This window comes from Micromonospora sp. NPDC093243, from assembly GCF_044753725.1.
In the GTDB taxonomy this organism is placed as follows: Bacteria; Actinomycetota; Actinomycetes; order Mycobacteriales; family Micromonosporaceae; genus Micromonospora.
The window spans coordinates 401833-423104 of the sequence record NZ_JBIVNT010000004.1 but is presented as its reverse complement, the minus strand read 5'-3'; the positions used below and the strand labels follow the sequence as shown (position 1 = coordinate 423104).

Sequence of the window (21272 nt, the reverse complement as noted above, 5' to 3'; positions counted from 1 at the left end):
CGCTGGCGGGAATCGGACGCGGGCGTTACCGGTCAGCGCCGCCGCCCCCGGTTGCCCCCGCCGCGCCGGGCCGCCGGCTTCCGGCGGTCGGCGCCGCCCGCGTCCCGCACGCTCGGCCGGGCCCCGGCTTCCCGCTCGCTCGGCTGGGTTACCCGGGTGCTCGGCCGGATCCTCGGTTCCGCGCCGCCGGCCCGCGTGCTGAGCAGGGCCGGCCGGAACACGCCGTCCGGGTCGTACCGGCGCCACAGTTGGGTCACCCGGCGACCGGTCTCGCCCGGGTAGATCCGGTCGAACGCCGCCCGGTCCGGCCGGCCCTCGAAGTTGACGTACGCGCCGTCGGCCCGCTCGGCGACGCGCCGCCAGGCGGCGTCCAGCGCCGCGCGACCCTGCGGCGGGAAGACCGAGCCGACGGCGAGCGTGTCCTGGTGCCGGTGCGGGTACGCGGTCGCGTCGGGGTCGACATCGTTGATCGCCCCGCCCATCGACCGCAGCTGGACCAGGGCCCGATGCGGTCCGGTCGTGGCCCGCATGATCGCCCGGGCGCTGCCGTCGTCCATCGTGAGCAGGCTGTTGGTGGTGTCGCTGGCCTGCTGGCCGACGTTCGGGTGCAGGTGGGCCAGCGGCACCAGGGCCGGGTACGGCACCAGGTCGGTCCGGTGGTCGAGCAGCCGGCCGATCTCGAGCAGCGGTTCGACCAGCGGCCGGGCCCGGCGCAGGCTCTCCGCGGCGACCACGGCCGTGATCGACAGGACTGCCGACCGCCCGTTCGCGAAGAGCACCGCGGCGGTGGTGAGTTCCCGGGGCGCCTGCGACAGGTACTCGGCCCACCGCCGCAGGGTGCCCCCGTCGGCGGTGGCCTCGACGGCGATCTGGGCGAGCCCGACGTTGCTGACCTCGGCCGCCTCGATCTCGAACGCGACCACGATGCCGGCCCCGGCCCCCGCGCCGCGGACCACCCAGAACAGCTCGGGTTCGTGCTCCGCGTCCGCCCGGACCACCGTCCCGTCGGCGAGCACCACCTCCACCGCCCGGACGTTGTCAATGGTCAGCCCGTGCCGGCGGGCCAGCCAGCCGACGCCACCGCCGGTGGCCAGGCCGCCGACGCCCACGTTGCCGTGGTCGCCCGAGCTGATCACCAACCCGTACGGGGCCAGCGCCTTCGCCACCGTCGCCCAGCGGGCGCCCGCCTCGACCCGGACCAGCCGGGACCGTTCGTCGAGCACGTCGACCCGGTTCATCGCGGACAGGTCGATGACCAGGCCGCCGTCGTTGGAGGAGGTGCCGGCCAGGCCGTGCCCGCCGCTGCGGACGGCGACCGGCAGCCCCTGCTCGCGGGCGTAGCGGACCGCGTCGGCCACCTGGGCGGTGGTCTCCGGCAGCAGCACGCCGGCCGGGCTGTGCTGCGTGGTGTACGTCGAGCGCAGCAACGCGTACCGACGGTCCCCGGGGGTCACGAGCTTGCCGGTCAGCGGCTCGGGAAGCCGGGAAAGCCTGCTGGTCACTGTTGCCCTCGAATCTCGAGCACCTGCTCGCGGACGGCCGGAACCACCCGGTCGGTGAACGCCCGCAGTTGTGCGCGGTGCGACATGATCGGCCAGAAGATGAACGTGTCGAAGCCGAGGTCGACCGCCCAGTGGGTCAGGGTGTCGACCCAGAGCTGGGCACTGCCGACGAGCCCGGTGCCGCCACTCTGCGGCCCGATCGCGCCGATGACGTTGTAGATCCGGCGTACCGCCGCCGGGTCGCGCCCGGCCGTGCGCGCCGCGTCGTCGATGACCTGCTGCTTGCTCGGCACCTCGGCCGGCGGAACGTAGATGTTGAGTGGCGAGATCCACCCGTCGGCCTGCCGACCGGCCACGCCGAGCATGCGGGGCCGCTGACCGCCGAGCCAGAGCGGGACCGGGGACGGCGGCACCGGCCCGCCAGCGTACCCCTCGACGGTGTGCTGCTCGCCGTCGAACCGGACCGCGCCGCCGGCGAGCGCCGTGCGCATGATCTGCAGCGCTTCCTCGGTGTACGCGATGGTCTCGGCGCCGCTGCGCCGGGCGCCACCCATGGCGGCGACGCCGTCCGCGCTCGCGCCACCGCCGACGCCGAGGACGACCCGGCCGCCGGTGAGGACGCTGAGCGACGCGCCGGCCTTGGCGAGCATGGTCGGGGGGCGCAGTTGCAGGTCGGCGACGTCGGTGAGGAAGGAGATCCGGCTCGTCTCGGCCGCCAGATGGCTGATCATCGTCCAGGTGTCGAGGTAGCCGGGTTGGTAGGGATGGTCCTGGACGGCGAGGTAGGTCAACCCGCCGTCGGCGGCGGCTCGAGCCAGATATCGCGTTTCGCCCAGTTTGTCGGCGGACGGATCCAGGCTCAGGCCGAAGCTGATCGGGTGTCCGTAATCGGTCATGGGTCAAGCGTGCGGTGGGTCCGGCGACTGGGCAAACCGCAGGTTAGCTACTAATCTTTGGTAAGTGATGACTCCTCAGCCTTTCGACCTGCGGCGTTACCAGGACATCGACGACACCGGCTGCCGGGTCTTCCAGGACTCGCTGGAGCTGGTCGGCCGGCGGTGGACCGGCGCCATCCTGCTGGCCGGCGTTCGCGGGGCGCGCCGGTTCGGCGAGTACCGGGCCGCGGTGAGCGGGATCTCCGACCGGCTGCTCGCCCAGCGGCTCAAGGAGCTGGAGGGCGACGGGCTGATCGAGCGGACGGTGATCCCCACCTCGCCGGTCCAGATCCGCTACGCGCCCTCCCCGGACGGCCGGGAGCTGATGGTGCTGCTCCAGCCGCTGATCGACTGGAGCCACCGCCGCCGGCCCGGGCCCGCGCTGCCCGATCCCGCCGAGGGCTGACCGGACGGCACGCTTGACCCGCCCGGCCTCCGGCCGACATCGCAGGTCAGGACGGTGCGGCGGGGGAGCGGCCATCCCTCGGCGCGTCCTTTGCTCTGCTTCAGCCGAGGCAACAGATCGTGGCGCTCGCTGTTTCCGGGAGTGAGGCAGAGCAAAGGGGCCGCAACGGGTCACCGTGGCGGAGAGCGCCCGGCGGTGCCGAAAGTGTCGGTGCCGGCGGGTAGCGTCCGGCCACCAACTCAAGAAGGGGTGCGGCGATGGCGAGCGTGGCGGGTCGCGAAGCGACGCGGAGCGGGCACCCACCGCTCGACCGGGCCGTGCTCCAGACCTTCTACCGCCGGATGCGCGCGGTGGCGCCGGCCGCCGTCGGGGCGATCGAGCGCGATCGCGCCGCCGACCCGGCCCGGCCCTTCCCCGACACCGCGTGCGGCCGCCTGGTCCGTTCCCTCGACAACGACGGGCTGCGGGCGCTCGGCATGTGGGCACATCACTGGTGCATGCGCTTCTACGACGACGACACCCGGCCCGGTCTGCGGGTGGTCCGGGAGATCGCGGGCCGGCGCGGGCTCGGCTGGACGGCCGACGAGGTGCGCTGGATGCTCCGCGAGTCGCGTGCCGCCGGCGACAAGGCCGAGGCCCGTTTCACGCTTCCGGTCGCCGCCGCCCGCGAGCTGCCCCCGGGCGCCCTGCCACCCGCCGAGCTGCCCGCCGACGAGCCCACGGCGAGCGCTCGGCCCGCCGGGTCGGTCGTGCCCCGCCAGCTCCGCCGCAGCTGATCGGCGGTCGGGGCGCTCGCCGTCGCGGCGTCGGGCCACCCCGGGCCCGGCCGACGCCGCGACGCCGGCTCCGGCAGGATGGGCGGTGCTCCCGACGGAAGGACGACCATGCCCGCCAGCGAACCGACCATCCTCGCCACCAGCATGGGTTTCTTCGCCCGGGGCCGCGGCCCGCAGGTCCTGCGGCCCGGCCCGATCTTCGACCTCGGGGCCGAGTTGGCACAGGCCGGCCCGGAGCCGCGCATCTGCTACCTGGGGCAGGCCGTCGGTGACCAGCCCACCAACCTGACCGCCGTCTACGGCGCCTTCGCCGGCACCCGGTTCCGGCTGTCCCACCTGGCTCTCTTCCCGATGCCGAACGTCGAGGACATCCGCGCCCACCTGCTCGCCCAGGACGTGATCTGGGTCGGCGGCGGCAGCGTGGCGAACCTGGTCGCCGTCTGGCGGGTGCACGGCCTCGACGAGATCCTGCACGAGTGCTGGCAGGCCGGGGTGGTGCTGGGCGGCGTCTCCGCCGGCTCGATCTGCTGGCACGTCGGCGGGGCCACCGACAGCTTCGGCCCCGACCTGCGCGGGTTCACCGACGGGCTGGGTTGGCTGCCCTACGGCAACGGGGTGCACTACGACAGCGAGGAACAGCGGCGACCGCTGATGCACCGCCTCGTCGGCGAGGGCACGCTGCCGCTCGCGCACTGCACCGACGACGGCGTCGGCCTGGTCTACCGGGGCGACAAGCTCGTCGAGGCCGTCGCCGACCGGGAGGGCGTCTCGGCGTACGAAATCAGCCGCGGCACGGACGGCACCGTCCGGGAGGCGATCATCGCCCCGCGCCTGCTCGGCTGAACACCGCCCGGGTCGGGGCGGGCCTGGCGGGCGCGGGCGGCCGGCCGATTCCGGTACGCGACACCGCACCGCCTGCCCGGCCCCGGACGGCACCGGCGTAAGCTGGCTCGTCGTGAGTCTCACCATCGGCATCGTCGGCCTGCCCAACGTGGGCAAGAGCACCCTGTTCAACGCGCTGACCAAGAACGACGTGCTCGCGGCGAACTACCCGTTCGCCACCATCGAGCCCAACGTCGGCGTCGTCGGGCTGCCCGACGACCGGCTGGGCAAGCTCGCCGAGATCTTCAGCTCGCAGAAGGTGCTGCCCGCGCCGGTGTCGTTCGTCGACATCGCCGGCCTGGTGCGCGGCGCCTCCAAGGGGCAGGGCCGGGGCAACGCCTTCCTGGCGAACATCCGGGACGCCTCGGCGATCTGCCAGGTGGTCCGGGCGTTCTCCGACCCGAACGTGGTGCACGTCGACGGCAAGGTCTCCCCGGCCGACGACATCGAGACGATCAACACCGAGCTGATCCTGGCCGACATCCAGACCCTGGAGAAGGCGGTCCCACGGCTGGAGAAGGAGGCCAAGCTCCGCAAGGACCGGGCCGCCGCCGTGACCGCCGCGAAGAAGGCCGTCGAGCTGCTCGACACCGGCGTCACCCTCTACGCCGGCGCCGCCAAGGCGGGCATCGAGCTGGAGCACCTGCGCGAGCTGCACCTGCTCACCACCAAGCCGTTCCTCTACGTCTTCAACGTCGACGAGGCCGAGCTGGGCAACGCCGAGTTCCTCGACGAGCTGCGGGCCCTGGTCGCCCCGGCCGAGGCCATCTTCATGGACGCGAAGATCGAGTCGGAGCTGGTGGACCTGCCCGAGGAGGAGGCCCGGGAGCTGCTGGAGTCGATCGGGCAGAACGAGCCCGGCCTGAACCAGCTCGTCCGGGTCGGCTTCCGTACGCTCGGGCTCCAGACGTACCTCACGGCCGGGCCCAAGGAGGCGCGGGCCTGGACGGTCCCGATCGGCGCCACCGCGCCGGAGGCCGCGGGGGTCATTCACTCCGACTTCCAGCGCGGCTTCATCAAGGCCGAGGTGGTCTCCTACGCCGACCTGGTCGAGACCGGCAGCATGGCCGCCGCCAAGGCCGCCGGCAAGGTCCGGATCGAGGGCAAGGAGTACGTCATGCAGGACGGCGACGTGGTGGAGTTCCGCTTCAACGTCTGACTCCGGCCCCTGCTTCCGGTCCAGCCGGGCGAGGAAAGGGACATGCCCCCTGGGACGATGGTCGGGTGAAGATCACTCGACTGATCGCCTCGGATGATGCGCCGGCGGTGGCCGAGGTGCTCCGCGTCAACCGTGAGTTCCTCGCGCCGTGGGATCCGATCCGGAGTGAGGACTACTTCACGGCGGACGGCCAGCACGCCGTCATCGAAGCCGACCTCCGGCAGCACGAACAGGGATCGAAGCTGCCCCACGTCATCCTCGACGACGCCGGTCGCGTGATCGGCCGCATCACGCTCAGCGGCATCGTGCGCGGCCCCTTCCAGTCATGCGTCATGGGCTACTGGGTGAGCGCCAGCCACAATGGCCGAGGGGTCGCGACGAAGGCGGTGCGCGAGACCGTGCGGGTGGCCTTCGAGGAGTTGGGGCTGCACCGGGTGCAGGCGGAGACCCTGCTGCACAACGTCAGATCGCAGCGGGTGCTGGAACGCAACGGGTTCGTGCGGTTCGGCATGGCGCCGGAGTATCTCCACATCGCGGGCCGGTGGCAGGACCACGTCATGTACCAGGTGATTAACCCGTCCTGGAAACCCGGCTGAACAGCGCGCCGGCGTGGCGAGGGGCCGTGCCCGGTAGGTAGCCCGGGCCGGCCCGACGCGGTTTGGTCGGTCAGAGCACCGCTGCGAACTCGCGCAGGCCGCCCGGCCAGCCACCCTCACTCCCGACGGCGTCGCGTACCCTTCCCAGCCGGGTCCGTGCGCATCGAGTTGGTCGTGCACCAGGTCGACCTGCGTGCCGGTGTCGGTCGGGGTGAAGGTCACGGTCACCCGGCTGCCAACCGCGTCCGGCGCGGGCGGCTTCCAGTCGGGGCCGACGAGCGGTCCGTGAAGTGCCGCGGGAGGGCCTGGCCCTCAGGCGGAGAGGCGGGCCAGGACCACGAGTTCGCCGTCGCCCGCGCCGACCGGCTCGCGGCCCCAGCCGCCGTAGACGTGATCCACGGTGAAACCGGCCGCCCGCAGCGAGTCGCGCAGCTCCCGCTCGGTGCGAAAGCGCAGGGTGGCCGAGCTGAGCAGTTCGTCGCCGTCCGGAAAGACGTAGTGGTGGACGAAGCTGACCGCGCTCTCCACCACGCCCGTCACCTCGGTCCAGGCCCGGACCTGGCGCCCGTCCGGCAGGGTGATCAGGCGTGCGGAGTCGACCGGGTTCCAGCGCTCCCAGCGCCGCTCGGCCGGGTCGCGCGCGTCGAAGATCAGCCGGCCGCCGGGTAGCAACGCGCGGCGCAGGTCGGCGAGGGTGGCCGTCCACTCGGCATGGTCGACGAAGACCTGCGCCACGTGGCTGGTCAGGACGGCCACGCCGAAGGCCCCGCTCGGCAGCGCGCGCGAGGTGCCCTCGATCCAGGTCACCCGGTCGGCACCGGGTTTGGCGCGGGCTGCGGCGAGCGAGGCGCGGGCCGGGTCGACGCCGGTGACGGAGTGGCCGGCCGCCGCCATGGCGACGGTCAACCGGCCCGTCCCGCAGCCGAGGTCGAGCACCCGGCGGCGGGTGTCTCGTCGACCGCGGCGAGGAAGAAGTCGTCGTCCCGGCCCCACGGGCACTCGGCGTCGTAGACCGTGACCAGCCGCGGATCCTCGAACTCGCCGTGCCTCATCGGCGGCGGGCGGCGACCCGCCGCCGGTGAGCGAACGCCACGTCGCCGCCTCTCGTTCGCCGCGCCCGGTCCCGTCCGCGGTCAGGAAATGTGATGCAGGATCACATTGTGGACGTGGTGGCTCTTCTGCGCACCACGGAATTCGACCTCGTAGGTGTGCGTGCCGACGTGGATGGCGATCGACCCGGTGGAGAAGAACGAACCACCCCACGACTTGTTGCTGACCACGCTCACGCTGGTGATCTTCGAGTACGGAATGCTGGTGATGGCGTACCGCTTGCCGACGAACGAGCGGTCCTGGATGATCACGCGGCGATCGGTGAGGCCGATGAAGCCGGTGCCGGCGCCGACCGCGTCGTAGACGGCGATGATCTGCTCCGAGTCGAGCAGCCCGCTCTGGATCTGCTGGAACTGTTCCTTGCGGTCATAGGTCGCGTTGGCCATGCGCCTCACGGTAGGCAGGGCACGCCACTGCGGGCCGGCGCGAGTCAGCGTACGACCGAGTCGGCCGCGGCCCGGACGAACGCGCGGACCCGCGCGGTGGTGTTTGTCTCCAGCCACACCGGGCCGCGCCGGATGGGCGGGGCGTCGTGGATCGGCACGTACGCCACGTCGGGGCGCGGGTAGTAGCGCCGGGTGTGCTCGCCGACCGGGAGCACGCCCCGGCCCAGTGCCACCAGCGACAACATCTCGGAGAAGGTGTTGCCGGCCGGCCCCTTCGGCACCGGCCGGCCGGCCGGGGTGTGCTCGGGTGTGCGGTCCCGCTTGAACTCCGCCGAGGTCACCGCCGGGTACTGCACCACCGGGTGCTCGGCCAGCACCTCCAGCGAGACGGACTCCGCGCCGGCCAGCGGGTGCCCGGCCGGCACGGCAAGGGCCCGGCCCTCGCTGATCAGCGCCGGCCCGGTCGCCATGCCGTCGAAGGGGTACGCGGCGATGAGCACGTCGACCGAACCGTCCAGCAGGCTCGGCCGGGAGTTGAAGAGCTGGACCTCGCGTACCTCGACGACGCACTCCGGATGGCGCTCGCTGAACAGGGCGACGGCCTTGAGCAGCACCGGCGCCGTCCATTCGCCGAGGAACGCGACCCGCAGCGTGCCGGTCACCCCGCGGCCGGCGTCCACCGCCCGGGCGAGCGCCTCGTCGATCCCGGCAACCAGCGGCCGGAGATCCTCGGCGAGTTGCCGGCCGATCGAGGTGAGCTGGACGACCCGGCTGGTCCGCGCGAAGAGCGGTGCCCCGATCCGCCGCTCCAACCGCTTGATCACATGGCTGACCCGCCCGGTGGTCACCCGAAGCCGGGTGGCGGTCCGGCCGAAGTGCAGCTCCTCGGCGAGGGTCAGGAAAGCCTCGACCTCGTACCGCTCCAGCATCGGGTGCATCCCATCGTTGAGCCAGGGGCAACGATCGTAGCCGGATCGCGTCTTGGTCTCCGTCGCCCGAGGCCGGATCGTTGAGTCGTCCGCCAGACCCGAACCGAGAGGTGAACCATGAGCAGCACGACCATCCACGGGGCGACCAGCGTACGGGTGACCGGCTTCGACCATCTGGTGCTCAACGTCGCCGACGTCGAGCGCGCCTTGGACTTCTACTGCGGCCTGCTCGGCCTGGCACCGGTCCGCGTCGACGAGTGGCGGGACGGCAGGGTGCCGTTCCCCTCGGTGCGAATCAGCCCGGACACCATCATCGATCTGGTCCACCGGGAGCGAGGTCAGTCGAACGTCGACCACTTCTGCCTGGTGGTGTCGCCGCTCGACTGGGCCGAGGTGATCGACTCCGGGATCTTCACCGTGCTGGAGGGGCCGGTCGGCCGGTTCGGCGCCCGGGGCTCCGCCACGTCGATCTACGTCCGCGACCCGGACGGCAACTCGGTCGAGCTGCGCTGGTACCCGCAGGACGCCGACGGCTGAGCCGGCCGGCACCTCAGGACTCGGTGACCGCCCGGTAGGCATCCTCGATGCGGGCGGCCAGCAGGACCTCGCCCTCGCTGAGCGGGGTGCTGCCGTGCCCCACCCGGATCTGGGTATGGTCAGCCCGGCGGCTGATGTCCGGGCGCAGGTGCAGGGCATCCGCCACCACCTTGACCCGCTCGGTCAGGGCGGCGTGTTGGCTGTCGTCGATCACGAGGGTCCGTCGGATCTGCTCGCCCTCCCGGGTCCACCCGGAGAGCAGCGTGAGCGCGTCGGAGAGGTAGTCCTTCTTCGCTCGGCCAGTGAACAGCGCACGCATCACCGCACCTCCCAGGCGCCGTTGCCGGCTCGTGGCCAAATCGTCGCCATCCCGTGTCTTGTCGGTGGCCTCTAGTCTTGTCGCCCTCCGGTGCGCGTGTCCACGCCCACACTTCCGGGTTCTCCTGGCTTAAGCGGCCGGTTACGGTACCCAAACCGCCGATTGATCTGGCACGCTGGACGGCCGTGCAGACCGAACGGGCTAACGGCGGCGGACAGGCCGCGCGACGGGATCTCAAAGTGATCGTCGGCGCGGCGATCATCGAGGACGGGCGCGTGCTCGCGTGCGCGCGCTCCGCGCCGCCCGAGGTGGCTGGGATGTGGGAGTTCCCCGGTGGCAAGGTCGAGCCGGGGGAGTCCGAGACCGACGCGCTGGTCCGCGAGTGCGCCGAGGAACTGGCCGTACGCGTGGAGATCGGCAACCGGGTGGGCCGCAACGTCAAGATGGCCCACGGCCGCTCGGTGCTCAAGGTGTACGCCGCCCGGCTGCTCCACGACGACCAGCCCCAGGCGCTGGAGCATTCGGCGCTGCGCTGGCTCTCGGCCGCCGAGCTGGACTCGGTGACCTGGCTGCCGGCCGACGCCCCGATCGTCGCCGCGCTTCGGCCACTGCTCGCCGCCCGCTGATCGGGCCCCGCCGACCGAAGCCGAAGCGGGCCTCCGGACCGATTGAAGCGGACACGAGGCGACGGACGCGGACAACCGGGTGAAAACGGGACGGGGGCCGGCGGCTTGCGCCGCGGCCCCCGTCATCGTCGAGGTGTCTAGTGCTTGTCCTGCTCGGGGTGGGCGAAGTTCAGGTGCTCCGGGGGCAGCGGGAAGCTGATGTCGTCGCCGAACGGCGACGGCGCGGCCGCCCGGTCGAAGGTGAGCTCCGTGAGGGGCAGCTTGCCCCGGTCGTCCACCGCCGGCGCAGTCGGGTGGGGCACCTCGCGGTGCCAGTTCACGCCGCTCTGCGCCTGCACCTCGGCCTGCGGGTCGTGCGAGCCCCCCGCGTGCGAGTGCACCCCGGGCAGGTGGGTGCCGGCGGACGTCGGCGAGGCGCTGGCGGACGTCGCCGAGACGCCCGTGCCCACGCTGGTCGCGCTGGTCTGAGGCGTCTCGCCCCGTCGGAAGATCTTGCTACCAAGCCACACAAGGGGATCGTACCTGCGGTCGACGACCCGCTCCTTCATGGGGATGATCCCGTTGTCAGTGATCTTGATGTGCTCGGGGCAGACCTCGGTGCAGCACTTGGTGATGTTGCAGTACCCGAGGCCCATTTCCGACTGCGCGTACTCCTTGCGGTCCGTCCGGGTGTCCAGCGGGTGCATGTCCAGCTCGGAGGCCCGGATGAAGAACCGCGGTCCGGAGAAGGCTGGCTTGTTCTCCTCGTGGTCCCGGATCACGTGGCACACGTTCTGGCAGAGGAAGCACTCGATGCACTTGCGGAACTCCTGCGAGCGCTCGACGTCGACCTGCTGCATCCGGTAGTCGCCCGGGGCGACGTCCGGCGGCGGCGCGAAGGCCGGGGTCTCCCGCGCCTTCTCGTAGTTGAACGAGACGTCGGTGACCAGGTCCCGGATGACCGGGAAGGTGCGCAACGGGGTGACGCTGACTGTCTCGTCCTCCTCGAAGGTGGACATCCGGGTCATGCAGCTCAGCCGCGGCTTGCCGTTGATCTCCATCGAGCAGGAGCCGCACTTGCCCGCCTTGCAGTTCCACCGGCACGCCAGGTCGGGCGCGTCGGTGGCCTGGAGCCGGTGGATGACGTCGAGGACGACCTCACCCTCGTTCACCTCGACCATGTAGTCCTGCAGGTCGCCGCCGCTCTCGTCGCCCCGCCAGATCCGGAATTGGCGCTTGGTCCCCATCAGTTGCCCGCCTCCTCAGCGAGGGCGTCGAACTCCGCGAGCTCCTCGTCGGTCAGGTACTTGGCCAGCTCGGCCCGGTCGAACAGGCTGATCAGCTCCCCGCGCATCGTCGGCAGCGGCTTGCGGGTCAGCCGGACGGTGTCGCCCTCGAGCGAGCAGACCAGGTTCACCTGGCGCCACTGCGGGTCCATCGCCGGGAAGTCCTCCCGGGTGTGCCCGCCGCGCGACTCCCGCCGCTCCAGCGCCGCCTTGGCGGTGCACTCGGAGACCACCAGCATGTTGCGCAGATCCAGCGCGAGGTGCCAGCCCGGGTTGTAGCGCCGCCCGCCGGCCGCGCTGACCTTGGCCACCCGCTCACGAAGTTCGGCCAGCCGGACCAGGGCGTCCGCCAGCTCACCCTCGCGCCGGATGATTCCGACCAGGTCTCCCATCACCGCCTGGAGGTCCTGCTGGAGGGTGTAGGGGCTCTCCCCGGTGTCCCGCTGCAACGGCGCCAGCGCGGTCTCCACCGCGGCCTCGACCGCCTGCACGGGCACCTTGGGTCGGGCGGCGAGGCCGTCGGCGTACGAGGCCGCGTGCCCGCCGGCGCGCTTGCCGAAGACCAGCAGGTCGGACAGGGAGTTTCCACCCAGCCGGTTGGAGCCGTGCATGCCGCCGGAGACCTCGCCGGCGGCGAACAGCCCCTGCACGTGGCCGAAGGCCGCCCCGCTGTCCGGGTCCACCTCGACGCCACCCATCACGTAGTGGCAGGTGGGGCCGACCTCCATCGGCTCGGCGGTGATGTCGACGTCGGCCAGCTCCTTGAACTGGTGGTACATCGAGGGCAGCCGGCGGCGGATCTCCTCGGCCGACTTGCGGCTGGCGATGTCCAGGAAGACGCCGCCGGCCGGCGTGCCACGACCCGCCTTGACCTCGCTGTTGATCGCCCGGGCCACCTCGTCGCGGGGCAGCAGCTCCGGCGGGCGCCGGTTGTTGTCCGGGTCGGTGTACCAGCGGTCCGCCTCCTCCTCGGTCTCCGCGTACTGCTTGCGGAAGACGTCGGGGACGTAATCGAACATGAACCGCTTGCCGTCGGAGTTCTTCAGCACCCCGCCGTCGCCGCGCACCGACTCGGTGACCAGGATGCCCTTGACCGAGGGCGGCCAGACCATGCCGGTGGGGTGGAACTGGAGGAACTCCATGTTGATCAGCGTCGCCCCGGCGCGCAGCGCGAGCGCGTGACCGTCGCCGGTGTACTCCCAGGAGTTCGAAGTGACCTTGTAGGAGCGCCCGACGCCGCCGGTGGCCAGCACCACCGAGGGCGCCTCGAAGAGGATGAACTCGCCGGACTCCCGGTAGTAACCGAACGCGCCGGCGACGCGGTCACCGTCGAGCAGCAGCTCGGTGATGGTGGTCTCGGAGAAGACCCGGATCCGGGCGTCGTACGAGCCGAGCTCGCGCTTGTCCTCCTGCTGAAGCGAGACGATCTTCTGCTGGAGGGTGCGGATCAGCTCCAGGCCGGTCCGGTCGCCGACGTGCGCCAGCCGCGGATACTCGTGACCGCCGAAGTTCCGCTGGGAGATCTTCCCGTCCTTGGTCCGGTCGAAGAGCGCCCCGTACGTCTCCAGCTCCCAGATCCGCTGCGGTGACTCCTTCGCGTGCAGCTCGGCCATCCGGAAGTTGTTCAGGAACTTGCCGCCGCGCATCGTGTCCCGGAAGTGGACCTGCCAGTTGTCCCGGCTGTTCACGTTCCCCATCGCGGCGGCGGCGCCGCCCTCGGCCATCACCGTGTGCGCCTTGCCGAAGAGCGACTTCGAGATGATCGCGGTCTTCTTGCCGGCGAGCCGGGCCTCGATCGCCGCGCGCAGGCCGGCGCCGCCGGCGCCGATCACGACGACGTCGTAGTGGTGTCGTTCGATTCGAGTGGTAGTGGTCATGTCCAGGCCCTCTAGTTGATGAACCGCAGGTCGTTGAACCAGCCGGCCGCGACCGCCATGACGTAGAAGTCGGTCAGCGCCAGGGTGCCGAGCGTGATCCAGGCGAGCTGCATGTGCCGGACGTTCAGCCAGGACACGCTCGTCCAGGCCCGGTAGCGCACGGGGTGCTTGGAGAAGTGCTTGAGCCGGCCGCCGATGATGTGCCGACAGGAGTGGCAGGAGATGGTGTACGCCCAGAGCATCACCACGTTGGCGATCAGGACGAGGTTGCCCAGCCCGAAGCCGAAGCCCTTCGGCGAGTGGAAGGCCAGGATCGCGTCCCAGGTGTTGATCAGCGAGATGATCGCGGCGGCGTAGAAGAAGTAGCGGTGCAGGTTCTGGCCGAGCAGCGGGACCCGGGTCTCACCGCTGTAGGACGCGTGCCCGTCCGGCACCGCGCAGGCCGGCGGCGAGAGCCAGAACGACCGGTAGTACGCCTTGCGGTAGTAGTAGCAGGTGAGCCGGAACAGCAGCAGGAACGGCAGGGTCAACGCCGCGTCCGGGATGATCCACCAGCCGGGCAGGAACCGTCCGAAGTGCGCGGCTCCCTCCACGCAGCGGTCGGTCACGCAGGGGGAGTAGAACGGGGTCAGGTAGTGGAAGTCCTCGACCCAGTACCACTTGTGCATGAAGACCCGGACGGTCGCGTACGCGACCCAGGCGCTGAGCCCGACCACGGTGATCAGGGGAGCGAACCACCAGCGGTCGGTACGCAACGTCTTCGCCGCGATGGCGGCGCGCGCCCGCGCTCCCCGCGGCTTCGTTGCCGTTGATGTCATTCGAGTCGTCTCCTCGACGGGGCCCGCACGCGCGGGCGGATCTTCCTCCGGTCGGCACGCGGACCGGCGAACCCGCACCCGCTTGCCACGTCATGCGCACACCAACGACCGCACCGGACGTATCGGCGCAGCTAAGTGACACACGTTACGCCGATCTTCGCGGGCCGTCCGCGCAAGGCAGTGTCCCGTGTGTCCGGGCGCTTGGAAAGCCCCTCGTCACAATCGATGCCCGGGCGCCCAGAAAGATCGTCGACGGTCGGTGCGGACGGCACGGACAGCAGCCCGGTCAGCCGGACGCGCCGCCGGTGAAGTTCCACGCGGCGAGGCGCACCGGGGGTGCCTCCCACCAGTTGCCGTCGATCCGGTCGGGCTGGCGGATCGCGTGCCGGCCGAGCCCGAGCACCGCGCCCGGCCCGAGCGCTCGCGGGTAGGACTCGGTGAAGCGCAGATCCCGGACCGCCCGGGTCACCACACCGTCCTCGATCAACCAGACCCCGTTGCGGGTCAGGCCGGTGATCACCAGGCTCTTCGGGTCGAGTACCCGGGTGTACCAGAAGTCGCTGACCAGCAGCCCGCGCCGGACCCCGGCGACCAGCGCGGCCGTGTCGTCGTCGGCCACCGCGCCGGCGACCTCGGACTCCGCCGCTCGGCCGAGCGGACCGGCCGATGGCCCTGCGTCGGCCACGGACGGGGCGAGCAGCCGGAGGTTGCGGGGGATCGGGCCGAAGGTGGTGGCGCCGAGCATGCCGTGACCGGTGGAGGCGACGCCGGCCTCGACACCGCTGCGCCGGTCGTGCGCCACCGCCCGGGTGACCCCGGCGTCGACCAGGCGCAACTCCCGCCGCGCCGTGCCCTCCAGGTCGTAGGGCAGGTTGGAGCCGTGCAGCGGATCGTCCACCAGGGTCACCGACGGGTCGAACTGGGTCGCGCCCGGCTCGGCGAAGGACTGCCGCTCGGCGTGGCGCTTGCCGTTGAAGCCGAACCAGGCGAGGTTCTGCAACAGGTCGGCGACGGCGGCCGGTTCGAGCACCACCTCGTAGCGACCCGGCGGCAGCTCGACCGGATCGACCGCGGCGCGCGCCTTGGCAGCGGCCCGGGCGCCGAGCGCGGTCCCGTCGAGGTCGGCGAGCCGGTCGGCGCAGCGGCGCGCCACCCCGTCCGAGCCGCCGGTGCGCGCGATCCCGTCCATCGCGGCCTCCGCGGTGCGCCCCTGGGCCGAGTGGCCGGCGGAGTTGGCGAAGGCCCCGGAGCGGTACGACGTGCGGCAGTAGCCGGCGGCTTCGAGGCCGCCCACCGCGTCCACGAAGGCGCGGACCCGGGCCGCCCGCTCGTCCGGCTCGGCGTGGACGGTCGCCTCGTCGGCGGCGACACCGGCCGACACCGGCGACGGTGGGGTGAGCCCCGGCCAGGCCGGGTCGGGCGGGCAGAGTCGGGCCGCGGCCAGCGTCCGTTCGACCAGCGCTTGCAGCCCCTGCGGACTCACCACGCTGCCGCTGCCGGCGGCGGTCCGGCCGTCGAGGTGCACCCGCAGCCGGACGCCGACGGTCGAGTCGGCGACGTTCTGGTGGATGAAGGAGTTGGCGAAGCGGGTCAGTGCCAGGTCGGCCCGGGTCGCCACCGCCTCGGCCTGGGCAGTCGGGCGGCCCAGGCGGCGGACCAGCTCAACGACCTGCCCGGCGAGGTCCAGCTCGGACGCGCCGCCGCTCATGCCCGCACCCCCACCCGGACGTTGCGGAAGCGGGCCGGCGCGGCGGGGTGGCCGGTGTGCCCGGTCTGGCCGGGCTGGCCCTTGCCGCAGTTGGGCGTGCCCCAGGCGACGGTCTCGCCGGAGAGCATGTCCATCGACCGCCAGAAGAGCGGGCCGATGCCGGTGTAGGTGGGGTTGCGCAGCATCCGCCCGCGCCGGCCGTTGCGTACCTCCCAGCCGACCTCGCAGCCGAACTGGAAGTTGAGCCGCTTGTCGTCGATCGACCAGGAGCGGTTGATGTCCATCAGCACCCCGTCGTCGGTGGCCGCGATGATCTCCTCCAGGGTGTGCGGGCCGGGCTCCAGTCCGACGTTGGTCATCCGCACCATCGGCAGCCGGGCCCAGCCGTCGGCCCGTACGCTGCCGCCGTAGTCCAGACCGGCGACGGCGGCCGAGTCGCGGCCGGCGAGCACGCCCACCCAGCGTCCGTCGCGGACCGCGTCGCGTTTCACCGCGGGAGAGCCCTCGTCGTCGAAGCCGAAGCTGCCGAGCGCGCCGGGGATGGTCGGGTCGATGGTGACGTTCATCAGCTCGGAGCCGTAGCGCAGCGTGCCGAGTTGGGCCAGATCCAACCAGGACGTGCCGGCGAAGGCGGCCTCCCAGCCGAGGATCCGGTCCAGCTCGATGGCGTGCCCGACCGACTCGTGGATCTGCAGGGCGAGCTGCTCGCCGCCGAGGATCAGGTCGGTCTCGCCGGCCGGGCAGAGCGGGGCGGTGAGCAGGGCGCGCGACTCCTCGGCGATCCGCGCCGCGTGCGCGGGCAGGTCGAGCGAGTCGACCAGCTCCCAACCGGTGGTGCCGTACTGGCCGCGGTAGCTGGGGTAGGAGCGACGCTGGGTCTCGCCGTCGCCGATCGAGGTCGCCGAGATGCCGCCGCCGCACTCCCGGATCCGCTGGTCGACGCGGTGTCCCTCGCTGGAGACGAACCACTTCGCGGTGTCCCAGATCTGGTAGAGCCCCTCGGCGATGTCGGCGCCGTGCGCGGCCATCGCCGCGGTCGCGTCGACCAGCAGGTCACCCTTGGTCGAGAGGGGCACGTCGAGCGGGTCGATCGCGCACTCGGAGGCCCAGGTCGCGGTGGCCGGGTCGGCCGGCACCAGGTCGATCGGCGGGCCGGGCACCCGCGCGCTCGCGGCGGCGATCCGCGCCGCGCGCCGTCCGGCGTCGCGGGCCGCCGCGTCGGAGAGTTCGGGTACGGCGTGGAAGCCCCAGCTCGACCCGACCAGCGCGCGTACGCCCAGGCCGACGCTCTCGTCCTGGGTCAGCTCCTCGATCTCGCCGTTGCGCGCCGACATCGACTCGTAGCGCCGGTGCATCACCCGGGCGTCGGCATAGCGGGCTCCGGCGTCCAGGGCCGCCTGCACCGCGGCGGTCGCCGCGTCGAACTCGGTCATGCGACCGACCCTAGGCGAGCCGCCCGACATCCGTCAGGGCAGTAGTTCCTCCGGGCGGATGGCGGCCTTCACCGGCTCGGTGAGCACGAGCACGTCACCCGGCCTGGTCACCGACTGCTCGGTGTAGTGGCTGCCCCGCCGGCGATAGAGGTGCAGCGTCCCGCTCTCCTGCTCGACCAGCAGGTACCACGCGATGCCCGCCGCCGCGTAGTAGTGCATCTTGAGCACCTTGTCGGTGGCCGCGTTGCTCGGCGAAATGATCTCGCACACCAGCCGAACGTCGGCCGCCTCGACGTTGAGTTCGTCGAAGTCGATCGGTCCGGTGATCACGAGGTCGGGAATCGGGATCCGGCCGGGTCTGAGCCGGACGTTCACCGCTTCCAGCACGTGCAGCCCGGCTTCGCGAACCGGCGTTCGTAGCGCCGCACGTAGTTCGCCGGAGATGTTCTGGTGACGTGGGGTGGGGGCTGGGGTCGCGTGGAGGCTCCCGTCGAAGAGTTCGACGCGTTGCTGCGTCTCGCCGAGGGCGAGGTACTCCTCTTCCGTCCACGGACCGTCATGGCCGAACACCGCCGCGGTCATGGTCACCTCCACCTCAAGCCGGCGGGAATCATCGCGTGATCGCCGCATCCATGGTCGCACCTGTCGTGCGGTCGGGGAGTCGGACACCAAGTTGCGTACGTGGATGTGCTGGTGAGGGCTGTTCACGCCCGTTGCCGACTCGTTACGCTGACGCCCGCTGACAGTTCCCGGCTTTGTAGCTTATTTTCACCCTCAGGGCTTTCCTGTAAGTTCTCTTCGTCACTGAGGGAGGCGGTCGTGGACAGGCCGGAGTCGGCGTCGTCCGGGCAACCGGAGCGCCGCCCCAGCGTGCCGGAGCAGCAGCGCGGCACCGACGGGCCCTACCTGCGGGTGAGCGACCTGCGGGTCCGCTTCGACACCGAGGACGGCGTGGTTCGCGCGGTGGACGGGGTGTCCTTCGCGGTGGAGCGCGGCCGGACGCTCGGCATCGTCGGTGAGTCCGGCTCGGGCAAGAGCGTCACGTCGCTGGCCATCCTGGGCCTGCACAACGCCAAGCGGACCGCCATCAGCGGCGAGATCTCCGTCGGCGGTCGGCAACTGGTCGGCCTGCCGGAGGAAGAGGTACGCCGGCTGCGCGGCCGGGACATGGCGATGATCTTCCAGGACCCGCTGTCGGCGCTGCACCCGTACTACACGGTGGGGCGGCAGATCGCCGAGGCGTACCGGGTGCACCACCCGCGGGCCGGCAAGCGGGAGGCCAAGCAGCGGGCGGTGGACATGCTCGGCCGGGTCGGCATCCCGCAGCCGGCCCGCCGCTTCGACCAGTACCCGCACGAGTTCTCCGGCGGCATGCGTCAGCGCGCGATGATCGCGATGGCCCTGGTCAACGACCCGGACCTGCTCATCGCCGACGAGCCGACCACCGCGCTGGACGTCACCGTGCAGGCGCAGATCCTGGACCTGCTGGCCGACCTGCAGGCCGAGTTCCACTCCGCGATCATCCTGATCACGCACGACCTGGGCGTGGTCAGCCAGGTCGCCGACGACGTGCTGGTGATGTACGGCGGTCGGGCCGTCGAGCAGGGCGGCGTCGAGCAGGTGCTGCGCCGGCCGCAGCATCCGTACACCTGGGGGTTGCTCTCCAGCGTGCCCTCCCTGCACGGCGACGCGGACGCGGACCTGGTGCCGATCCGGGGCAACCCGCCGAGCCTGATCAACCTCCCCTCCGGGTGCGCCTTCCACCCGCGCTGCCGCTACGCCGACCGCAACGGCGACCGGTCCCGCACCGAGGTGCCCGAGCTGCGTCCGACCGGCGAGGAGGGCCATCTGGCCGCCTGCCACCTCAGTGTCGACGAGCGGACCCGGCTCTACCGCGCGGACATCGCAGACGTGGGGGTGGCCCGATGAACGGGACGGACGACCAGCCGGCGGCCGAGGTGGAGCCGCTGCTGCGGGTGCGCGGGCTGAGCAAGCACTTCCCGGTGCGCAGCGGCTTCCGTAACCGGAGCCTGGTGCGCGCGGTGGACGGGCTGGACTTCGACGTGCGACCGGGCGAGACGCTCGGCCTGGTCGGCGAGTCCGGCTGTGGCAAGACCACCACCGGGCGGATGCTGGTCCGGCTTTTGGAGCCGACCTCGGGGACGATCGAGTTCGACGGGCGCGACATCACCCACGCCGGCCGCCGCGAGCTGCGTCCGCTGCGCCAGAACCTTCAGATCATCTTCCAGGACCCGTACGCCTCGTTGAACCCGCGGCACACGGTCGGCCGGATCATCGCGATGCCCTTGCAGGTCAACGGCATCGAGCCGGCGGGCGGGACGAAGGCCCGGGTTCGCGAGCTGCTGGAGATCGTCGGGCTCAACCCGGAGCACTACAACCGGTATCCGCACGAATTCTCCGGCGGGCAGCGGCAGCGGATAGGCATCGCCCGGGCGCTGGCGCTGCGGCCGAAGCTGATCGTTGCCGACGAGCCGGTCTCCGCGCTGGACGTCTCGATCCAGGCCCAGGTCATCAACCTGCTCCGCGAGCTGCAACGCGACCTCGGGTTGGCGTTCGTCTTCATCGCCCACGACCTGGCCGTGGTGCGGCACTTCTCCCAGCGGGTCGCGGTGATGTACCTCGGCCGGATCGTGGAGATCGGCGACCGCACCGACATCTACGAGCGCCCGCAACATCCGTACACCCGGGCATTGCTCTCGGCGATCCCGGACGTGACGAAGCTCGGCCCGGCCGGCCGGATCCGGCTCGCCGGCGACGTGCCCACGCCGCTCGATCCGCCGTCGGGCTGCCGATTCCGCACCCGGTGCTGGAAGGCACAGGACATCTGCGCCACCGAGGAGCCGGCGCTGGTGCCTCGCTCCGGTGGCAACCAGGCCACCGCCTGTCACTTCCCGGAGTCGGGCCCGGTCGGGCCGGACGCCACGGGCGGCCCGCGAGGCGACGGGTCGGTGGGCGCGAGTGTCGAGGAGGTGGCGAGGTGAGCCTGTCCCCGGTGGAGGGTGTGGCGCTGGCCGAGATCGAGTCGAGCGGTGACCCGGCGGCGCCCGAGCGCGCGGGCGTCGTCGGCCGTTCCCCCGGCCAGCTCGCCTGGATCCGGCTGCGCCGGGACCGTACCGCCATGGTCAGCGGCGCAATGCTGATCTTCTTCCTGCTGCTGGCGCTCGCCGCGCCGCTGGTCGAGATGGCCTACGGCATCGGGCCGCGGCAGCAGTTCCAGCATCTGCTGGACGGCTTCGGCATGCCGCTGGGCTACGCCGGCGGGGTCACCGGCGAGCACTGGTTCGGTCTGGAGCCGGGACTCGGGCGGGACATCTTCATCCGACTGATCTACGGCCTGCGTACCTCGCTCTTCATCGCGTTCGCCGCCGCGTTGATCACCGCGACGATCGGCATCGTGCTCGGCACCCTCGCCGGCTACCTCGGTGGCTGGCTGGACGCCGTGATCAACTGGATCACCGACCTGACCCTGGCGATGCCGTTCCTGGTCATCGCGCTGGCCCTGACGCCGACCCTGGTGCTGCGTTTCTACGGCGAGCGGGAGCAGGTCTCCTCGGCGTTCGGGGTGGGGGTGCTGATCGGCGTCTTCGCGATCTTCGGTTGGACGAGCACCGCCCGGCTGGTCCGCGGCCAGGTGATCGCGCTGCGTGAGCGGGAGTTCGTCGAGGCCGCCCGGGCCAGCGGGGCCGGGCTCGGGCACATGCTCTTCCGACAGCTGCTGCCGAACATCTGGGCGCCGATCCTGGTCTCGTTCTCCCTGGCCGTGCCGCAGTTCATCACCAGCGAGGCCGCGTTGTCGTTCATCGGCGTCGGGTTGAGCGACGAGACGCCGAGCTTCGGTCGGATGATCTACGACAGCCTGGACTACCTGCAGACCGACCCGGCGTACGTGTTCTTCCCCGGCATCACGATCTTCGCCCTCGTGTTCGCCTTCAACCTCTTCGGCGACGCGCTGCGCGACGCGCTCGACCCGAAGTCGTCCCGGTAGGG

23 protein-coding genes are annotated in these 21272 nt (G+C 71.7%); 10 read left to right on the top strand and 13 right to left on the bottom strand.

Annotated elements, in window-relative coordinates; genetic code table 11:
• Positions 1–32: 32 nt before the first annotated feature.
• Both ACIP9D_RS15715 and ACIP9D_RS15710 read right to left on the bottom strand, forming a co-directional pair.
• A complete protein-coding gene (locus ACIP9D_RS15715; RefSeq protein ID WP_350871487.1) occupies positions 33–1502 on the bottom strand; it encodes an FAD-binding oxidoreductase in 1470 nt (489 codons plus the stop codon).
• Complete coding sequence (locus ACIP9D_RS15710) at positions 1499–2398, bottom strand: LLM class flavin-dependent oxidoreductase (protein ID WP_350871489.1); 900 nt, start codon at positions 2396–2398, stop codon at positions 1499–1501. Before ACIP9D_RS15710 ends, ACIP9D_RS15715 begins: the two co-directional genes overlap by 4 nt.
• 67 nt (positions 2399–2465) lie before the next feature.
• Between ACIP9D_RS15710 and ACIP9D_RS15705 the strand changes: the two genes are divergently transcribed.
• The 5 genes from ACIP9D_RS15705 (at position 2466) to ACIP9D_RS15685 (ending at position 6256) form a co-directional block, all read left to right on the top strand.
• Entirely contained in the window at positions 2466–2843 is a 378-nt protein-coding gene (locus tag ACIP9D_RS15705) for a helix-turn-helix domain-containing protein (RefSeq protein ID WP_350871491.1), read from the top strand.
• A 257-nt stretch (positions 2844–3100) separates the two neighbouring features.
• A complete protein-coding gene (locus ACIP9D_RS15700) occupies positions 3101–3619 on the top strand; it encodes a hypothetical protein (protein ID WP_350871494.1) in 519 nt (172 codons plus the stop codon).
• Between the two features lie 108 nt (positions 3620–3727).
• Positions 3728–4462 (top strand): peptidase E, encoded by a 735-nt coding sequence (locus ACIP9D_RS15695; RefSeq protein ID WP_350871495.1) that lies wholly within the window; start codon positions 3728–3730, stop codon positions 4460–4462.
• Between the two features lie 112 nt (positions 4463–4574).
• The gene (ychF, locus tag ACIP9D_RS15690) at positions 4575–5660 is read left to right on the top strand and encodes a redox-regulated ATPase YchF (protein WP_350871498.1); all 1086 of its coding nucleotides are present in this window, start codon (positions 4575–4577) and stop codon (positions 5658–5660) included.
• A 65-nt stretch (positions 5661–5725) separates the two neighbouring features.
• A complete protein-coding gene (locus ACIP9D_RS15685) occupies positions 5726–6256 on the top strand; it encodes a GNAT family N-acetyltransferase (protein ID WP_350871500.1) in 531 nt (176 codons plus the stop codon).
• A gap of 312 nt (positions 6257–6568) precedes the next feature.
• Here the strand turns inward: ACIP9D_RS15685 and ACIP9D_RS15680 are convergent, their stop codons facing one another.
• The 4 genes from ACIP9D_RS15680 to ACIP9D_RS15665 all read right to left on the bottom strand — a co-directional run bounded on the left by ACIP9D_RS15680 (position 6569) and on the right by ACIP9D_RS15665 (position 8681).
• Positions 6569–7192 carry a class I SAM-dependent methyltransferase gene (locus ACIP9D_RS15680; RefSeq protein ID WP_350871503.1) on the bottom strand — a complete coding sequence of 208 codons (624 nt, stop codon included), beginning with the start codon at positions 7190–7192 and terminating at the stop codon, positions 6569–6571.
• Positions 7159–7308: a hypothetical protein gene (locus ACIP9D_RS15675; RefSeq protein ID WP_350871506.1), complete on the bottom strand. Its 150-nt coding sequence runs from the start codon at positions 7306–7308 to the stop codon at positions 7159–7161. The genes ACIP9D_RS15680 and ACIP9D_RS15675 overlap by 34 nt, the downstream gene beginning before the upstream one ends.
• Positions 7309–7389: 81 nt before the next feature.
• On the bottom strand, positions 7390–7752 hold the full coding sequence (locus ACIP9D_RS15670) for a PH domain-containing protein (RefSeq protein ID WP_350871508.1): 363 nt from the start codon (positions 7750–7752) through the stop codon (positions 7390–7392).
• Between the two features lie 44 nt (positions 7753–7796).
• On the bottom strand, positions 7797–8681 hold the full coding sequence (locus ACIP9D_RS15665; RefSeq protein ID WP_350871510.1) for a LysR family transcriptional regulator: 885 nt from the start codon (positions 8679–8681) through the stop codon (positions 7797–7799).
• Positions 8682–8798: 117 nt separating this feature from the next.
• Here ACIP9D_RS15665 and ACIP9D_RS15660 point away from each other — a divergent pair, with 117 nt between their 5' ends.
• On the top strand, positions 8799–9218 hold the full coding sequence (locus ACIP9D_RS15660) for a VOC family protein (RefSeq protein ID WP_350871513.1): 420 nt from the start codon (positions 8799–8801) through the stop codon (positions 9216–9218).
• Positions 9219–9231: 13 nt separating this feature from the next.
• Here ACIP9D_RS15660 and ACIP9D_RS15655 read toward each other — a convergent pair whose 3' ends face one another.
• Entirely contained in the window at positions 9232–9537 is a 306-nt protein-coding gene (locus ACIP9D_RS15655) for a 4a-hydroxytetrahydrobiopterin dehydratase (protein WP_350871516.1), read from the bottom strand.
• A gap of 185 nt (positions 9538–9722) precedes the next feature.
• Here ACIP9D_RS15655 and ACIP9D_RS15650 point away from each other — a divergent pair, with 185 nt between their 5' ends.
• Complete coding sequence (locus tag ACIP9D_RS15650) at positions 9723–10163, top strand: (deoxy)nucleoside triphosphate pyrophosphohydrolase (RefSeq protein ID WP_350871519.1); 441 nt, start codon at positions 9723–9725, stop codon at positions 10161–10163.
• A 137-nt stretch (positions 10164–10300) separates the two neighbouring features.
• Here the strand turns inward: ACIP9D_RS15650 and ACIP9D_RS15645 are convergent, their stop codons facing one another.
• The 6 genes from ACIP9D_RS15645 to ACIP9D_RS15620 all read right to left on the bottom strand — a co-directional run bounded on the left by ACIP9D_RS15645 (position 10301) and on the right by ACIP9D_RS15620 (position 17846).
• Positions 10301–11389 (bottom strand): succinate dehydrogenase/fumarate reductase iron-sulfur subunit, encoded by a 1089-nt coding sequence (locus tag ACIP9D_RS15645; RefSeq protein WP_350871522.1) that lies wholly within the window; start codon positions 11387–11389, stop codon positions 10301–10303.
• A complete protein-coding gene (locus ACIP9D_RS15640) occupies positions 11389–13305 on the bottom strand; it encodes a fumarate reductase/succinate dehydrogenase flavoprotein subunit (protein ID WP_350871524.1) in 1917 nt (638 codons plus the stop codon). Before ACIP9D_RS15640 ends, ACIP9D_RS15645 begins: the two co-directional genes overlap by 1 nt.
• Positions 13306–13316: 11 nt before the next feature.
• Positions 13317–14123, bottom strand: coding sequence for a hypothetical protein (locus ACIP9D_RS15635; RefSeq protein WP_350871527.1), 807 nt, complete (start codon positions 14121–14123; stop codon positions 13317–13319).
• A gap of 286 nt (positions 14124–14409) precedes the next feature.
• Positions 14410–15831, bottom strand: coding sequence for a metallopeptidase TldD-related protein (locus ACIP9D_RS15630; protein WP_350871529.1), 1422 nt, complete (start codon positions 15829–15831; stop codon positions 14410–14412).
• Positions 15828–17264 carry a TldD/PmbA family protein gene (locus ACIP9D_RS15625; RefSeq protein ID WP_350871531.1) on the bottom strand — a complete coding sequence of 479 codons (1437 nt, stop codon included), beginning with the start codon at positions 17262–17264 and terminating at the stop codon, positions 15828–15830. The genes ACIP9D_RS15630 and ACIP9D_RS15625 overlap by 4 nt, the downstream gene beginning before the upstream one ends.
• A 33-nt stretch (positions 17265–17297) precedes the next feature.
• A complete protein-coding gene (locus ACIP9D_RS15620; RefSeq protein ID WP_350871532.1) occupies positions 17298–17846 on the bottom strand; it encodes a Uma2 family endonuclease in 549 nt (182 codons plus the stop codon).
• Positions 17847–18134: 288 nt separating this feature from the next.
• Here ACIP9D_RS15620 and ACIP9D_RS15615 point away from each other — a divergent pair, with 288 nt between their 5' ends.
• From ACIP9D_RS15615 to ACIP9D_RS15605, 3 genes are read left to right on the top strand one after another with little or no spacing between them, the layout of a single operon-like run.
• Positions 18135–19193 carry an ABC transporter ATP-binding protein gene (locus ACIP9D_RS15615; protein WP_350872127.1) on the top strand — a complete coding sequence of 353 codons (1059 nt, stop codon included), beginning with the start codon at positions 18135–18137 and terminating at the stop codon, positions 19191–19193.
• Positions 19190–20266: a dipeptide ABC transporter ATP-binding protein gene (locus ACIP9D_RS15610; RefSeq protein WP_350871533.1), complete on the top strand. Its 1077-nt coding sequence runs from the start codon at positions 19190–19192 to the stop codon at positions 20264–20266. The genes ACIP9D_RS15615 and ACIP9D_RS15610 overlap by 4 nt, the downstream gene beginning before the upstream one ends.
• Positions 20263–21270 carry an ABC transporter permease gene (locus ACIP9D_RS15605; protein ID WP_350871535.1) on the top strand — a complete coding sequence of 336 codons (1008 nt, stop codon included), beginning with the start codon at positions 20263–20265 and terminating at the stop codon, positions 21268–21270. Before ACIP9D_RS15610 ends, ACIP9D_RS15605 begins: the two co-directional genes overlap by 4 nt.
• Positions 21271–21272: the final 2 nt, after the last annotated feature.

Coding starts and splice junctions, on each gene's coding strand:
- ACIP9D_RS15610 (WP_350871533.1), top strand. CDS start 19,190: ATGAACGGGACGGACGACCAGCCGGCGGCCGAGGTGGAGCCGCTGCTG.
- ACIP9D_RS15635 (WP_350871527.1), bottom strand. CDS start 14,123: ATGACATCAACGGCAACGAAGCCGCGGGGAGCGCGGGCGCGCGCCGCC.
- ACIP9D_RS15640 (WP_350871524.1), bottom strand. CDS start 13,305: ATGACCACTACCACTCGAATCGAACGACACCACTACGACGTCGTCGTG.
- ACIP9D_RS15625 (WP_350871531.1), bottom strand. CDS start 17,264: ATGACCGAGTTCGACGCGGCGACCGCCGCGGTGCAGGCGGCCCTGGAC.
- ACIP9D_RS15620 (WP_350871532.1), bottom strand. CDS start 17,846: ATGACCGCGGCGGTGTTCGGCCATGACGGTCCGTGGACGGAAGAGGAG.
- ACIP9D_RS15675 (WP_350871506.1), bottom strand. CDS start 7,308: ATGAGGCACGGCGAGTTCGAGGATCCGCGGCTGGTCACGGTCTACGAC.
- ACIP9D_RS15630 (WP_350871529.1), bottom strand. CDS start 15,831: ATGAGCGGCGGCGCGTCCGAGCTGGACCTCGCCGGGCAGGTCGTTGAG.
- ACIP9D_RS15645 (WP_350871522.1), bottom strand. CDS start 11,389: ATGGGGACCAAGCGCCAATTCCGGATCTGGCGGGGCGACGAGAGCGGC.
- ACIP9D_RS15705 (WP_350871491.1), top strand. CDS start 2,466: ATGACTCCTCAGCCTTTCGACCTGCGGCGTTACCAGGACATCGACGAC.
- ACIP9D_RS15660 (WP_350871513.1), top strand. CDS start 8,799: ATGAGCAGCACGACCATCCACGGGGCGACCAGCGTACGGGTGACCGGC.
- ACIP9D_RS15695 (WP_350871495.1), top strand. CDS start 3,728: ATGCCCGCCAGCGAACCGACCATCCTCGCCACCAGCATGGGTTTCTTC.
- ACIP9D_RS15670 (WP_350871508.1), bottom strand. CDS start 7,752: ATGGCCAACGCGACCTATGACCGCAAGGAACAGTTCCAGCAGATCCAG.
- ACIP9D_RS15655 (WP_350871516.1), bottom strand. CDS start 9,537: ATGCGTGCGCTGTTCACTGGCCGAGCGAAGAAGGACTACCTCTCCGAC.
- ACIP9D_RS15700 (WP_350871494.1), top strand. CDS start 3,101: ATGGCGAGCGTGGCGGGTCGCGAAGCGACGCGGAGCGGGCACCCACCG.
- ACIP9D_RS15710 (WP_350871489.1), bottom strand. CDS start 2,398: ATGACCGATTACGGACACCCGATCAGCTTCGGCCTGAGCCTGGATCCG.
- ACIP9D_RS15665 (WP_350871510.1), bottom strand. CDS start 8,681: ATGCTGGAGCGGTACGAGGTCGAGGCTTTCCTGACCCTCGCCGAGGAG.